General features: G+C 67.2%; 14 protein-coding genes. 3 read left to right on the plus strand and 11 right to left on the minus strand.

Translation table 11 applies throughout. The annotated features are described in order from the left end of the window. The first annotated feature begins 117 nt into the window (after window positions 1-117). Entirely contained in the window at window positions 118-639 is a 522-nt protein-coding gene (gene seqA / locus ACW5W4_RS12510) for a replication initiation negative regulator SeqA (protein WP_456689587.1), read from the plus strand. A 96-nt stretch (window positions 640-735) separates the two neighbouring features. Continuing rightward, the gene (gene pgm, locus ACW5W4_RS12515; protein ID WP_456689588.1) at window positions 736-2,385 is read left to right on the plus strand and encodes a phosphoglucomutase (alpha-D-glucose-1,6-bisphosphate-dependent); all 1,650 of its coding nucleotides are present in this window, start codon (window positions 736-738) and stop codon (window positions 2,383-2,385) included. 84 nt (window positions 2,386-2,469) lie between these two features. Here the strand turns inward: pgm and ACW5W4_RS12520 are convergent, their stop codons facing one another. Continuing rightward, the gene (locus tag ACW5W4_RS12520) at window positions 2,470-3,351 is read right to left on the minus strand and encodes a DMT family transporter (protein ID WP_456689589.1); all 882 of its coding nucleotides are present in this window, start codon (window positions 3,349-3,351) and stop codon (window positions 2,470-2,472) included. 94 nt (window positions 3,352-3,445) lie between these two features. Between ACW5W4_RS12520 and ACW5W4_RS12525 the strand changes: the two genes are divergently transcribed. Further along, window positions 3,446-3,928: a MarR family winged helix-turn-helix transcriptional regulator gene (locus ACW5W4_RS12525; protein ID WP_456689590.1), complete on the plus strand. Its 483-nt coding sequence runs from the start codon at window positions 3,446-3,448 to the stop codon at window positions 3,926-3,928. A gap of 45 nt (window positions 3,929-3,973) precedes the next feature. Here the strand turns inward: ACW5W4_RS12525 and mltB are convergent, their stop codons facing one another. From mltB to ACW5W4_RS12575, 10 genes are all read right to left on the minus strand, one after another. Continuing rightward, on the minus strand, window positions 3,974-5,056 hold the full coding sequence (mltB, locus tag ACW5W4_RS12530; RefSeq protein WP_456689591.1) for a lytic murein transglycosylase B: 1,083 nt from the start codon (window positions 5,054-5,056) through the stop codon (window positions 3,974-3,976). Between the two features lie 80 nt (window positions 5,057-5,136). Next, entirely contained in the window at window positions 5,137-5,745 is a 609-nt protein-coding gene (locus tag ACW5W4_RS12535) for a CDP-alcohol phosphatidyltransferase family protein (RefSeq protein ID WP_456689592.1), read from the minus strand. A gap of 18 nt (window positions 5,746-5,763) precedes the next feature. Further along, window positions 5,764-6,462, minus strand: coding sequence for an ATP-binding cassette domain-containing protein (locus ACW5W4_RS12540; RefSeq protein ID WP_456689593.1), 699 nt, complete (start codon window positions 6,460-6,462; stop codon window positions 5,764-5,766). Then, window positions 6,459-8,096: an ABC transporter permease gene (locus ACW5W4_RS12545; protein WP_427261564.1), complete on the minus strand. Its 1,638-nt coding sequence runs from the start codon at window positions 8,094-8,096 to the stop codon at window positions 6,459-6,461. The genes ACW5W4_RS12540 and ACW5W4_RS12545 overlap by 4 nt, the downstream gene beginning before the upstream one ends. Further along, window positions 8,097-9,257, minus strand: coding sequence for an ABC transporter substrate-binding protein (locus tag ACW5W4_RS12550; RefSeq protein ID WP_456689594.1), 1,161 nt, complete (start codon window positions 9,255-9,257; stop codon window positions 8,097-8,099). Beyond that, window positions 9,257-11,461 (minus strand): FAD-dependent oxidoreductase, encoded by a 2,205-nt coding sequence (locus ACW5W4_RS12555; RefSeq protein WP_456689595.1) that lies wholly within the window; start codon window positions 11,459-11,461, stop codon window positions 9,257-9,259. Before ACW5W4_RS12555 ends, ACW5W4_RS12550 begins: the two co-directional genes overlap by 1 nt. Continuing rightward, window positions 11,458-12,045, minus strand: coding sequence for a carboxymuconolactone decarboxylase family protein (locus ACW5W4_RS12560; protein ID WP_408794586.1), 588 nt, complete (start codon window positions 12,043-12,045; stop codon window positions 11,458-11,460). Before ACW5W4_RS12560 ends, ACW5W4_RS12555 begins: the two co-directional genes overlap by 4 nt. Before the next feature lie 55 nt (window positions 12,046-12,100). Further along, window positions 12,101-12,754 (minus strand): DUF1499 domain-containing protein, encoded by a 654-nt coding sequence (locus ACW5W4_RS12565; protein WP_456689596.1) that lies wholly within the window; start codon window positions 12,752-12,754, stop codon window positions 12,101-12,103. A 122-nt stretch (window positions 12,755-12,876) separates the two neighbouring features. After that, on the minus strand, window positions 12,877-13,155 hold the full coding sequence (locus tag ACW5W4_RS12570) for a peptidylprolyl isomerase (protein WP_456689597.1): 279 nt from the start codon (window positions 13,153-13,155) through the stop codon (window positions 12,877-12,879). An 87-nt stretch (window positions 13,156-13,242) separates the two neighbouring features. Beyond that, window positions 13,243-13,629 carry a hypothetical protein gene (locus ACW5W4_RS12575; protein WP_456689598.1) on the minus strand — a complete coding sequence of 129 codons (387 nt, stop codon included), beginning with the start codon at window positions 13,627-13,629 and terminating at the stop codon, window positions 13,243-13,245. Window positions 13,630-14,065: the final 436 nt, after the last annotated feature.

Genomic DNA, 14,065 nt, shown 5'->3' on the forward strand with positions numbered 1-14,065 from the left:
CGCCATTATGCCGTATTCTCGTGGAGTTTCATGCACATCTGACGGGCCGCTTGGGCCGTCGGGTCTGGCTATGTATAATCGCCCCATCCCACTTTTCGTGAGTCCAGCGCCAACCCTATGAAAACCATCGAACTTGATGACGATCTCTACTTCTATATCGCCAGCCAGACCCGCCACATAGGTGAGAGTGCCTCCGACATATTGCGCCGCCTGCTGGAGCAGCCCGCCCGCATCAAGGCGATACCGCCTGCATCCGTCCTGGCCGATACCTCCCCCGCCGAGCCGCAACCGGCCGCCGTGGGCGAGGCGCTGACGCGCCTGCTGGCCTCGGGCGCACTGCAGCAGGAGGAGAAATCCATCAGTCGTTTCATGATGCTGCTCAGCACCCTCTATCGGGACGATCCGGCGGGCTTCACCCAGGCCACCGAGATCAAGGGGCGCAAGCGCGTCTATTTCTCCCAGGACCCGGAAGCCCTGCGCGCCAGCGGCAGCACCACCAAGCCCAAGCCGGTGCCCGAGACCCCCTTCTGGGTCATCACCAACACCAACACCAGCCGCAAGCAGAACATGGTGGCCCAGCTGATGGCCAGCATGGGCTATGACGAGGCCCTGATCGCAGAGGCCTGCGCCCTGGTGTGATGAGGAGCCCTGGGCTCAATGGATTCTGATCTTTGAATGTGCGGGGCCCTCACCCGGGCCTGTTTCGTCAAGCAGTTAGCAAGCAAGGAAAACGCCATGGCACAGCATGCTCACGCCGGTCAGCCGGCTCGTTTAAGTGACCTGACCAACATCCCCCGTCTGGTCAGCGCCTACTACCTCAACAAGCCGGACATGAGCCGCCCCGAGCAGCGGGTCGCCTTCGGCACCTCCGGCCACCGTGGCAGCGCCCTGCACAACGCCTTCACCGAATCCCATATCCTGGCGGTGACCCAGGCCCTGGTGGAGTACCGCCAGCAGGCGGGTATCACGGGCCCGCTGTTTGTGGGCATGGACACTCACGCCCTGTCTGAATCCGCCTTCTCCAGCGCGGTGGAAGTGCTGGCGGCCAATGGCGTCGAGACCCGCATCCAGGCGGGTCTGGGCTTCACGCCGACCCCTGTCATCTCCCACGCCATTTTGCGCCACAACGCCAGCAAACCCGCTGCGCGCGCTGACGGCGTGGTGATCACCCCGTCCCACAACCCGCCGGAAGACGGTGGCTTCAAGTACAACCCCCCCCACGGCGGTCCTGCCGAAGGGGAGATCACCAAGTGGGTGGAAGACAGAGCCAACGCCATTCTGGAAGCCGGTCTGGCCGGTGTGAAGCGGATGCCGTTCGCCGAGGCCCTGGCGAGCGAATTCGTGGTGGAACATGACTATGTCACCCCCTATGTGGACGATCTCGAGAACGTGCTGGACTTGGCCGCCATCAAGCAGGCTGGCATCAAGATAGGGGTGGACCCGCTGGGCGGCTCCGGCGTGGCCTATTGGGACGTGATCGCCAAGCGCTACGATCTGAACATCGAGGTGGTCAACTATCGCGTCGATCCCACCTTCTCCTTCATGACCCTGGACAAGGACGGCAAGATCCGCATGGACTGCTCCAGCCCGTTCGCCATGGCCAGCCTGATTGCCCTGAAAGACAAGTTCGACATCGCCCTTGGCAATGACCCTGACTACGACCGTCACGGTATCGTCACCCAGGCGGGGCTGATGAACCCGAACCATTACCTGGCGGTGGCGATCCAGTATCTGTTCACCCATCGCACCGGCTGGCCCAAGACGGCCGCGGTCGGCAAGACGCTGGTCTCCTCTTCCATGATTGACCGGGTCGCCGGCGAGATCGGCCGCACCCTGAAAGAGGTGCCGGTCGGCTTCAAGTGGTTCGTGGATGGCCTCTTCAGCGGTGAATTCGGCTTTGGCGGCGAGGAGAGCGCGGGCGCCTCCTTCCTGCGCAAGGACGGCAGCGTCTGGACCACCGACAAGGATGGCTTCATCCTGGCGCTGCTGGCCGCCGAGATCCTGGCCGTCACCGGCAAGGATCCCCAGGCCCACTACGATGCGCTGGAAGCCAAGTTCGGTCGCTCCAGCTACCGCCGCATCGACGCTCCCGCCAACAGCGCCCAGAAGGCGGTGCTGTCCAAGCTGGATCCGGCGCTGGTGGAGGCCTCGACCCTGGCAGGTGAGCCCATCCTCGCCAAGCTGACCAAGGCCCCCGGCAACGATGCCGCCATCGGTGGCCTGAAAGTGGTGACCGAGAACGGCTGGTTCGCGGCGCGTCCGTCCGGCACCGAGTCCATCTACAAGATCTACATGGAGAGCTTCAAGGGCGAGGCGCACCTTGACCTCATCCAGCAGGAGGCCCAGCAGATCGTCTCCGCGGCCCTGGCCAAGGCCGGCGTCTGAGCCTGAGGCCAGTCGCTGAAATGCATAAAGAGGAGCCATAATGGCTCCTCTTTGCTATCTGCCTGACGGGGATCTGGTGCCCGATCAGCCATTTCCCGGCTGGTCGGGACAAGCCTTGGCCGCCTGGCCGCCCTTGAAGAGGGGTCGGGTCGGCAGCTTCATCAGGAACAGGGAGAGCAGGATCACCGCAATGCCGAGCCACTGGCGAGCGTCCAGCGACTCTCCCACCAGCAGCACGCCGAAGGAGACCGCCACCATGGGGTTGGTGAGGGCCAGCATGCCCATCACCTCGGGGCCATGGCGCTTGAGTCCCCACAGCCAGGCCCAGTAGGCCAGCGCCGTGTTGAGCAGCACCAGCCAGAGCAACCCGGGGGCACTCGCCGGCTGCGGCAGCGGCATGGGGCCCGCCAGCCACCAGGCGATCGGGATCAGCATCAGCCCCCCGAGCAGCAGCTGCCAGGCGGTGAGCGCCAGCAGATCGCTCACCGGCCAGCGCTGCATCCAGCGGCTGGACTGGCCGATGAGCAGGGTGGCGAGCAGGGCGCACGCCACGCCGACGGGATCCAGGTTGGCGGAGGGGTTAAGCAGCAGGAGCACACCGGCGAGTCCCATCAGCCCCAGCAGCAGCCACTTGAGGGTCGGTCTGACACCATCCTGTAGCCAGGCCAGCCCCATCAGGATGAGGGGCAGCGTCGCGCCCAGGGTGCCCGCCACGGCGCCCGGCAGGCGGTACGCCGCCACGAACAGCAGGGCGAAGAAGGCGGTGATGTTGCAAAACGCCAGCAGGAACTGCCGGCTCCAGGTGAGGGGCGGCCGGCGGGGATGGCATAGCAGCAGCAGGAGCCCGGCCGGTAGGGCGCGCCACACGGCCACCCAGTAGGGGGAGTAGTCGGTCAGATAGAGGCTGACGACAGCATAGGTGCTGCCCCACAGCAGGGGGGCGAGCAGGGCGATCAGCAGTGGCATGATTGTCTCGCAATAAAGTATCTTTAAGTAAAGATAAGTTAGCCATGAGTTGGTTTATTATCAAGTATCTTTTCGTAAAGATAATGGAGCCGGAATGGACAGTGATCATGTAGACCTCTTGCTGGCCCAGTGGGCGCGGCAGAGACCGGATCTCGACTGCACCCCCATGGGGGTGCTGGGGCGGGTGGCGCGCATGGCGGTGATCGCCGGGCGCGAGGTGAGCGAAGAGCTCAAGGCGTACGGCCTGCTGGGCTCGGACTTCGACATATTGGCGACCCTGCGCCGGGCCGGTGAACCGCTGACCCCGACCGCCCTCTACCAGTCCGCCATGCTGAGCTCGGGGGCCATGACGGCCCGGCTCGACAAGCTGGAGCAGCGCGGCCTGATCGTGCGCCAGGCGGCTCCCGATGACAGGCGCAGCCTCTTGGTCTGCCTGACGGAGCCGGGGCGGGAGCTGGTGGACCATGCGGTGGAGCGCCACGTGGCCAACGAGCGGCGCCTGCTGGCCCCGCTGACCCAGGAAGAGCAGGGGCAGCTGGCCGCCTTGCTCAAGCGCTGGCTGCTGGAAAACGAATAGCAAAACGGGCCCGTCGGGCCCGTTGTGCATTGGCAGGGTGCGCTGTCAGTAGCCGCGGGCGGCCTTGACCGCCAGCCCCAGCTGCCACACCGCCATGGCGTAGTGGGTGCTGTGGTTGTAGCGGGTGATGGTGTAGAAGTTCGGCAGGCCGTACCAGTACTGGTAGCTCTTGCCCACGTCCAGGCGCAGCAGGCTGGCCTTGCTGTGAGCCCCGAGGGGGCCGATGGGGGAGAGGCCGGCCCGGCGCAGGGTATCCAGGCTGTAGTTGGTCTGGAAGCCGGTCTCGAAACCGGGCGCCTGGCCCTGGGCCCGCACCGCCACCTGATCCCCCTTGCGCCAGCCGTGGGCCTTGAAGTAGTTGGCCACGCTGCCGATGGCATCCACCGGATCCCAGAGGTTGGTGTGGCCGTTGCCGTCAAAATCCACCGCATAGCCGTGGAAGCTGGAGGGCATGAACTGGCCATAGCCCATGGCGCCCGCGTAGGAGCCGGTCGGTTCGCTCGGGTCTATTCCCTCGTTGCGGGTCATGATCAGGAACTGCTCCAGCTCGCCGCGAAAGAAGCTGGCACGGCGCGGGTAGTCGAACGCCAGGGTGGCCAGGGCATCCAGGATAGGGGTCTTGCCCATCACCCGGCCCCAGCGGGTCTCCACCCCTATGATGCCGACGATGATCTCCGGGGGCACCCCGTACTGGGCAGAGGCACGATTGAGCTCGGTCTCATACTCGCGCCAGAAGTTGACACCGTTTTGCACATTGTCCGGGGTGATGAACTTGGCGCGGTAGCGGTTCCAGGCGCCGTTCGGGCCGCTTGGCGCGGTCGAGACCGGGGCCTGACGATCCATCAGATTGATGATCCACTGCTCGCGAGAGGCCTGGGAGAGCACCCGGTGCAGCTCGGCACGGTCGAAGCCATGCTTGCTGACCATCATGGCGATGAACTGATCCACCGCCGGATTGGTGGCGAAATCCCCTGCCAGCACACCGGCCGTCTGCTTGGGCGGGGGGGTGATGAGGAAACTGCCTCCGCTTTTTGCCTTGGGGGCGGGGGCCTGTGCCGGCGTGTTGGCGGCGCTGCTGCACCCGGAGATCAGGGGGAGGAGAAGGACAAAGGGGATGAAACGGTGCATAGGGCTTCCAACGGCACAAAAACGGGATGCCGCCATGGTAGTGGATCCATGGCGATGCGCAAGCACCACCATGGCCAGGATCAGGACTTGAGGGTGTGGTAACCGCTCCAGAGCCGGGTCAGCACAGTGACCAGGCACAGGGCCGCGAAACCGTAGGCCAGGGGGGCAAACCAGTGGGGCCACAGGCACATCAGTACGAACACCCCTATGGTCTCGCTGCCTTCGGTCAGGCCGCCCAGGTAATAGAGGGACTTGTGGTGATAGACGGGGTTCGCTATGCCCCGCTTGCCCGCCATGATGGCGAAGGCCAGGAAGCTCGACCCCGTGCCCATGAAGGCGAACAGCAGGGTGGCGGCGGCCAGGGCATGGTTGGCGGGATCGGCCAGGGCAAAGCCCAGCACCACGGCGGCATAGAAGATAAAGTCCAGGGTGATGTCGAGAAAGCCGCCGCAATCCGTGATGCCCTGGAGGCGAGCGATGGCACCATCCAGACCATCCATGATGCGGTTGAGCAAGATGCAGAGCAGGGCCGCCTCGAACTGGCCAAGGGCGAGCAGGGGCAGGCTCAGCATGCCGATGACAAAGCCGCCGATGCTGATCTGGTTGGCGCTGATCCCCAGGCGAGCCAGGGGCCTGGCGAGGGCGTTGAGGGGGCGACGGATCAGCACGATGGCGTAGCGATCTAGCAAGGGATCCTCCTGTCAGGGTCAGGGAGCATAGGAGTCATAGGTGGCGGATCGGCAAGGGCTGCCCCTGCCCGGAGCCGCCGCCAGGGCGCCGAGATCCAGTATGGTGGCGGGGGCATCTTCCTCGTCGTGGCTAACCAGGATGGCCGGGATGGCGCGGGCCGCTATCTCGCCAAACACCAGGGCGCGAAAGGCGGCCCGCAGCGGCTTGTCCAGCCGGGCGAAGGGCTCGTCGAGCAAGAGGGCGGCGGGCTCGGCCAGCAGGGCCCGCAGCAGGCTGATCCTCGCCTTCTGCCCCCCGGAGAGGGCGGCGGGATGGCGCTCGGCAAAGCCCGCCAGTTCGACCCTGGCCAGCGCCGCCAGGGCACGGGCGCGGCGCTCCTTCCCCCTGATGTGGGCGGGCATGCCAAACATCAGGTTCTCGGCCACCGTCAGATGGGCAAACAGCAGATCCTCCTGAAACAGGATGCCGACGCGCCTCTGGTAGGCGGGCAGGGGCGAGAGCAACCGTTCGCCCTGGCGGATCTCCCCGTGCAGGGTGAGGGGGCCGCCTTTGGGCAGTACCCCGGCTATCCCGGCCAGCAGGGAGCTCTTGCCGCAGCCGCTTGGCCCCATCAGGGTCAGCACCTCGCCGGGGGCGATGGGGCAGGGGGGCAGTTGCAGCAGGGGGCTGCCGTGCAGGCAGAGGGTGAGAGGGGCCAGGTGCAGGGGCTCCGTCATGGGGTTGGCTCCAGTTGATGGGAGGCGCGACCGGCCCTGTGGGGCAGCCAGAGCGCCAGGGCGTAGATCAGCAGCGGCAGCGCCAGTTGCAGCAAACCGTAGAGGCTGGCGAGACGGCGGTTGAGGCCGGAGCCGATGGCCACGGCTTCGGTGGTGAGGGTGATGACGCGCCCGGCGCCAAACAGCAGGGTGGGCAGGTATTGGGCCAGGCTGACGGCAGCCCCCACGGCGCAGGCGAAGGCGAGGGGGCGCAGCAGCAGGGGCCCCTTGACCCGCCACCAGGCCTGCCAGGGACGGGCGCCCAGGGTGGCCGCCGCCTGGGTCAGCCGATCGTCGAATTGGCGGTAGGGCCCGTACAGGCAGAGGTAGACATAGGGGTAGACGAACAGCAGCTGGCTCCAGAACACCAGCCCCATGCCCACCGGCAGCCCGAGCCAGTCCGCTCCGAGCCTGACGCCGAACAGCAGGCTGGCCTGGGGCAGCAGCAGTGGCAGACAGATGAGCCAGAGTGGCCAGGGGCGGCGACCCCGCTGGGCCTCCAGGGCGAGTACCACCAGCACCAGGGCCAGCAGGGCGCTGAGCAGGGCGAGCCAGGCGCTGTGGGCAAGGGGCTGGGCCAGCTCTGCCATGGCCTGCTGCCAGTGGTGGCCGCTCCACTGGCTGGGCCAGGGGGCGGGAAAGGGCCAGCGCCGGGTGAGGGACCAGAGCAGCAGGGCCGCCAGCACCAGCAGGTTTGTCGCCAGCAGCAGGGTGGTCAGGGCCAGGGCCAGGGCGGGGGCCAGCCGGGAGGGACTGGCCTGGCGCCGGCCATCGAGCATGAGCCCCTTGCCCCCGTGCAGATGGGCCCACTCCAGGGCGCGCAGGAGGGCGAGCAGCAGCAGGTTGAGGCCAAACAGCAGCAGGGCGCCATGGTTGGCCAGGGGTCGCCAATGGAGATCCGGGTCCTGATACCAGCGCCAGAGTCGCACCGCCAGGGGGGCGGGCTGGGTCGGGCCGAGCAGCAGGGCCAGATCCACCACCGCCAGGCCATAGGCCGCCACCGCGTAGAGGGGCAGGCGCAGGCTGGGCCAGAGGCTGGGCAGGATCAGGCGCCACCAGATCTGGGGCGGTCGAAACCCCAGGCTCTGCCCCAGCCACTGCTGGCGGGCGGTCAGGGCAGGATCGAGGGCGCCGAGGGCCATCAGCAGCAAGAAGGGGGTCTCTTTGAGCACCAGCAGGGCGATGAGACCCAGGCCCCAGGGATCGTGCAGGGTTTGCCAGTCCGGCGGCAGCACAAAACCGGTGAGGGCGGGGGAGACGAGCCGCAGCAGCCAGCCAGAGGGGGCGATGAGGAAGGCAAAGCCGATGGCGAAGGCGACGTGGGGCATGGCCAGCAGCGGCGAGAGCAGGCGGCGCAGCAGGGCAAGGCCGCGCCCCTCGCCGTGGGCCAGCAGGAGGGCGACCAGGAGCAGGCTGATCAGGCTGGCGGCGAGGGCGGTCCAGAGGCTGAGGCCGATGGAGGTCCAGAGCCCGGGCTGGGCAAGGAGCCGGAGCCAGGGGGCCGGGGTCAGCCCCTGACCCAGCAGGAGCAGCAGGCCGGCGAGCAGGGGGAGCCAGAGCAGCAGCCCCGTCACTGTCAGGATCAGCCGGTGCATCTAGTGGCCGTAACGCTCGGCCCAGGCCGCTTCCAGCATCAGCTGCCAGCTGGGGTGGGGCTCAGCCAGTGCCTTAAAGCGCAGGGCGGGCGCCGTGCCCTGCGGCAGGCTCTCCTGCCTGAGCACGCTGGGATCGCCCCAGAAGGCGGGATCGGCCTTGCGGGCCTGGGCGACCGGGCTCAGCAGGAAGTTGATCACCACCTGGGCCCCGGCCCGGGCGCTGGCATTGAAGGGGATGGCGAGGAAATGGCTGTTGGTGAGCGCCCCCTTCTCCATGGCGACGGCGGTGACGGAGGCAGGCAGGCTGCCATTGGCCACCGCCCCCCTGGCCTCCTGGGGATTGAAGCTGATGGCCATGGCCAGCTCGCCATCGTCGAGCAGTTGCCGGGTCTCGGCGGCGCTGGCGGGGAAGGCCCGCCCCTGGCGCCACAGATGGGGATGCAGGGCATCGAGCCAGGCCCAGAGCGGCGCCGTGACCTGGTCGAACGCCGCCTGATCCGCCGCCTGGTAGAGGGGGGCAGGGTCTGGGGTCAACTCCAGCAGCATCTGCTTGAGGAAGCTGGCGCCATGAAACTGGGGCGGCTTGGGGTAGCTGAAGCGGCCCGGATTGGCCCTGGCCCAGGCCAGCAGCGCCTGGGCCGATCGTGGCGGCCTGGCCACCTGCGCCTTATCGACCATGAAGTTGAGCTGGCCCAGCCCCCAGGGGGCCTCCAGCCCCTCCACCGGTACTGTGAAGTCCTCACTCACCGGCAGGCTCAGGTCGACCAGGGCCATGTTCGGCAGCCCCTGGCTGAAGGGGGCGCCGAGCAGGCCCTCGTCCTTGAGGGCCTTGAAGTTCTCGCCATTGACCCAGAGCAGGTCGATGGGGCCCCCTTTGCTCTTTCCGGCCTGCTTGTTGGCGAGCAGCTGGCTGACGCTCTGGGCGATGTCATCCACCTTCACCTGGACCAGGGTGACGCCATGGTCACGGGCCAGCTCCCCGGCCGCCCAGGCGAGGTAGCGGTTGATCTCGGGGCTGCCGCCCCAGGCGTTGAAGTAGACGGTCTCTCCCCTGGCCTCGGCCTGGATTTCCTGCCAGGGGGACGGGTTTTCGGCCAGGGCCTGGCCGCCCCAGAGCAGGAGCAGGGTGACGGCCAGGGCAGGGAGGTGGCGAATGGGCATCATGACTCCTTGTGGGGGCTAGCGGCGGGACCCGTCTGCAGCGGATGTTGTCTGGCGTCCAGTTTGCCACGGCGGCGCCAGTGGTGGTAGCGGGCCAGCCAGGGCAGCAGGGCCTTCGGCTGGTGGGCCTGGCGCCACTGGCCGGCCACGTACTTGTTGCCCTCCATCAGGGTGGGATAGGCGTGGATGGTGGCGAGCACCTTGCCAAGGGCGAGCCGATGGCGCATGGCCAGGGTGAATTCGGCGATGCGCTCCCCGGCGTGGGGGCCGACGATGGTGGCGCCGAGGATCCTGTCCTTGCCGGGCGGGGTCAGCACCTCGATGAAGCCCTGGGTCTCGCCGTCGGCGATGGCCCTGTCCAGCTCCTTGAGCTCGAAGCGGGTCGTCTCGAAGGGGATGCCCTGGGCGTCGGCCTCCTTGCGATTGAGGCCGACCCTGGCCACCTCGGGGCTGGTGTAGGTGGCGGCGGGGATCACGCGGTAGTCCGCCTTGAATCGTCTGAACTGGCCGAACAGGGCATTGACCGCGGCATACCAGGCCTGGTGGGCGGCGAAGTGGGTGAACTGGTAGGGGCCGGCCACGTCCCCCACCGCCAGTATGCTGGGGTAGTTGGTGGCGAGGAAGCCATCCACGGCGACCGTGCCCCGGGCCGTCAGCTCGACCCCCAAGTCCTCCAGACCCAAGCCGCCGACATTGGCGACCCGGCCCAGGGCCAGCAGCAGTCGATCGCCCTCGAGCCGGCAGCTCTCATCCCCCCGGCGCAGGTGCAGGCGGACGTGATCCTGCGCCAGGGGCTCCACCCGCTCGGCGCGCCAGCCGAGCCGCAGATGGACCCCATCCTCGGCCATCTGGCGCTGTAGCAGGGCGGCGACCTCGGCCTCTTCCCGGGGCAGCAGCTGATCCGCCAGCTCGATCAGGGAGACCCGGATGCCGAGCTGGGCCAGGCTCTGGGCCAGCTCGCAGCCGATGGGGCCGCCGCCGAGCACCAGCAGGTGGCGGGGGGGCTCGCGCAGCTGCCACAGATTATCCGAGGTGAGATAGGGCACCTCGGACAGTCCCGGCAGGTCGGGCACCAGGGGCCGGGCGCCGGTGGCGAGCACTATGTGGCGGCTGGCCAGGCGCCTGCCACCCACCTCCACCTCCCAGGGGGAGACGAGGCGCGCCTCCCCCTGGATGCACTCCACCCCCAGGGCCTCGTAGCGTTCGACCGAATCGTGGGGCGCCACCTCGGCGATCACCCGGGCCACCCGCGCCATCACGGCAGCGAAATCGGCACGGGCCTGGCTCTGGCTGAAGCCAAGCTCCGCCCCCTGGCGCTGCTCTGCGGCGAAGCGGGCGCTGCGGATCAGCGCCTTGGAGGGGACACAGCCGGTGTTGAGGCAGTCCCCACCCATCTGGTGGCGCTCGATGAGGGCCACCCGCGCCTTGACGGCGGCGGCGATATAGCTGGTCACCAGGCCACCGGCCCCGGCGCCGATCACCACCAGGTTGTAGTCGAAGTGGTCGGGCCGACGAAACCTGGCATGGAGCCTGTGCCGGGCGAGCAGGCCCTGGCCGGCGCGGGCCAGCCAGGGCAGCAACCCGAGCAGACAGAGCGCCGCGATGAGCCCGGGGGAGAGGATGTTGCCCGTGCTGGTGAGCTGGGCCAGCTGGCTGCCCGCCAACACATAGACCAGGGTGCCGGGCAGCATGCCGAGCTGGCTCACCCAGTAGAAGGTGCGCAGGGGCAGGGCGGTCAGCCCCATCAGCAAGTTGATGAGAAAGAAGGGGAACAGGGGAATGAGGCGCAGGCTCAGCAGGTAGAAGGGGCCATCCTTGGCCATGCCCGCATCCACCAGCGACAGCTTGTCGCCAAAGCGGCGCAGGACCCAGTCCCGCAGCAGGAAGCGGGCGCTGAGAAAGGCCAGACTAGCGCCCAGGGTGCTGGCAAACGAGACCAGCAGCAGTCCCCAGCCGACCCCGAAGATGGCGCTGCCAAACAGGGTCAGCAGGCTGGCCCCGGGCAGGGAGAGGGCGGTGCTCAGCACATAGACGGCGAAGAAGAGGGCGCTGGCCTGCCAGAAGTGAGCGTCCACCCAGCCCTCGAGCGCGCTCTGGCGGGCTTGCAGGGCGGAGAGGGTCAGGTAGTTATCCAGATCCAGGGCGAAGAAGGCGCCGATGAGCAGGGCCATCAGCAGCAGCAATCCCAGCTTGGCGCGTCTCATGAGGGGTTCTCCTCCCGGGGGGGCGGGTCGCCGGCGTCCGGTTGCACCGGGAGCTGGCAAAAGCCCTGGGCCGGCACGTCGAGGGCGGCATTGAACTTGGCCGACATGTTCTGAAAGGCGATGAGGCCGGTCAGCTCCACCAGGGCATCGTCATCGAACCAGGTCTTGAGGCGCGCGGCCTGCTCGTCCCTCACCCCGTCGAGCCCGGTCATGGCCTCGGTGTAGTCGAGCACGGCCCGCTCGCGGGCGTCGAACAAGGGGCTTTCGCGCCACCGGGCCAGGGCCTCCACCTTCTCGCCGGAGCCCGCCCGCTTGACCAGGGTCATGGCGTTGATGTCGACGCAAAAGCGGCACCAGTTGAGCTGGGAGACCCGCACCGTCACCAGGGAGCGCAGCACGGGGTCGATGGGGGAGCGCTTGCGGTTGATGACGCCGTACAGGGTGGCGACGGCGGCGAACAGGCGAGGGGATCGGCCCCAGCACTTGCCCGGGATCAGCACCTGGCCATAGTTGCGCCGCTGCAACCAGAAAAAGGGTTTGATGAACCAGGCATAGTCCCGGTCTGCTTTGAGCTGGATGCGCATACTGCTCCTCTACTGCTCTTGCCGCGCCATGGGGCGTGGCGTCTCTGGATGGGGGTCAGGGGGTGGCCAGGCGGGCCTGCAGCCGGGCAAGGAAGTTCTGGATCCGGGCCCGATTCGCCCCCAGATCGGATCGACCCTGGCGGGAGGCGGATCGCATGTCGATGCGCAGCTCCCTGGGCCCCTCGAACAGGCGCAGTGCCACATCGTCTTGAAAGCCGAACCAGGGGCTGGTCACCACGGCCTCCAGTCCCTCCTCGCTCTCCCTGATCCGCCAGCCCGATGCCTGCATCAGGCTGGCGGCCTCGGCGAGCACCCGCTCCCGGCTGGCCCGGGTATAGATAGGAGCGGGGTTGTCGCCGGAAAATTTCAGCGGCGCCCCATTGACGGGCAGATCGGCGTCGGTGCGCAGCTGGTGTGCCCAGTCGAGCCTGGGGGGATGGAGGGGATCCGTGCTGACGTCGTTGAGCAAGGGGGCACGCAGCGCCAGGGTCAGGAATCCGATGGGCAGCAGCAGGGGCAGGGCGCCGAGCGCGGCCCAGTATGGCCTGGGATGCCAGGGCAGGCACAGCAGCAGCCAGAGGGCGACGAGGGCCCCAGCCAGGCAGAGGAGGAAGCCGACCCACCAGGGCCAGAGGGCGATGCGGCTGCCCAGGGCGCCAGAGAGTGGCAGCAACCAGGCCAGCAGGGGAAGCAGTGGGAGGGGCAGCATGGAATAACCCTTGGAAAACTGGCCAAAGGATAAACCTAATTAACTGATAAGGTTAATTTATTTTTAGATTGAGCGGGCAGGATAAGGGCGGGAAGGGGCCGCGTGCGCGCCCCCTGGGGTCATCAGTTGCGGTAGAGCACCTTGATGAGGTGGAAGCCGAACTTGGTGCGGATGGGGCCGAGCACCTTGAGCAGATCCCCCTTGAACACGGCATCATCAAACGCCTTGACCATGTCCCCCTTGTTGAACTCCCCCAGATCGCCGCCGCGCTTGCCGGAGGGGCAGGTGGAGTGGCGCTTGGCCATCTGGCCAAAGTCGGCGCCCTTGTCGATCTTGCTCTTGATCTCCAGGCACTCCTTTTCCGTCTTGACCAGAATGTGTTGGGCGCAGGCCTTGTTCATGGGATCTCCTCGTTGCATCTTGCGGGGCGGCCGGGGTGAGTCTCATCTGGGAGTGGCTCATGGGGCCCGGCCGGCTGGGGCGCAAGATTAGCGCAATTGTCGCCCCCCGTCAGCCGGGATCCTGGCCCTGGGATGGCGGGACTGCCACAGCAGCTCGAGGCCGAGCAGGCCGTGCAGGCTCCAGAGCGCCAGGGGATCGAGCCATTCACCCCCCAGTTGCAGGCCGGTGAGGGCGCAGCCGAGCAGCAGCGCCGCCGTGAGCGGCAGGCGCCAGTGGGGGGCCAGGGGCGCCAGCAGGGCGCTGCCGAGCAGGATGGCGAGGCCAAAGGGAAGGTTCAGGGCGGTGAAGGCGAGGGCCTGCTGCCCCGTCATGCCGCACAGCAGGGCCAGCAGGGCGCTGCAGCAGGCGAGGAAGGTGATGAACTCGAGTCGCTCGGCGATATGGTCGGCCAGTTGTTCGCTGCGTGCTGTCATGGGGTGACTCCTCATGGATGATGGGGGCAGTGTGGCGCAATCTTGGGCGGCGAGTGAGCGGGATAAATAGATTAGGGCGAGCGAGTGCCTCGTTTCTGTTTTCTAATCAATTGATTGCTAACGAGTAAATCATCCACCCTCGGGGGAGAGCTGGCTGCGGGAGGGGAGGCCAGCCATGGCTTGCTTTTCTGCCGGGGCTGCCATGGCCGGATGGGGATTCAATATTGCGCCTGCCGACGGCGACAGTTGACGCCGACAGTTTCTGTCGTGCCAGCCCGTGCGCAAATGGCGCCTGGCTGCGCAGCAATTGGTCAGAGGCGCTGCCAATTTCATCAGTGAAGGTTGATTTATCGCCAAAGGGTGCTGTTTTATGGCAAATCCAGGTCGCTGATGGGTCTGAATCCCGCCAATGACTATGGTAGGATGACTCCGCCTC

This window comes from Aeromonas crassostreae (genome assembly GCF_054052445.1).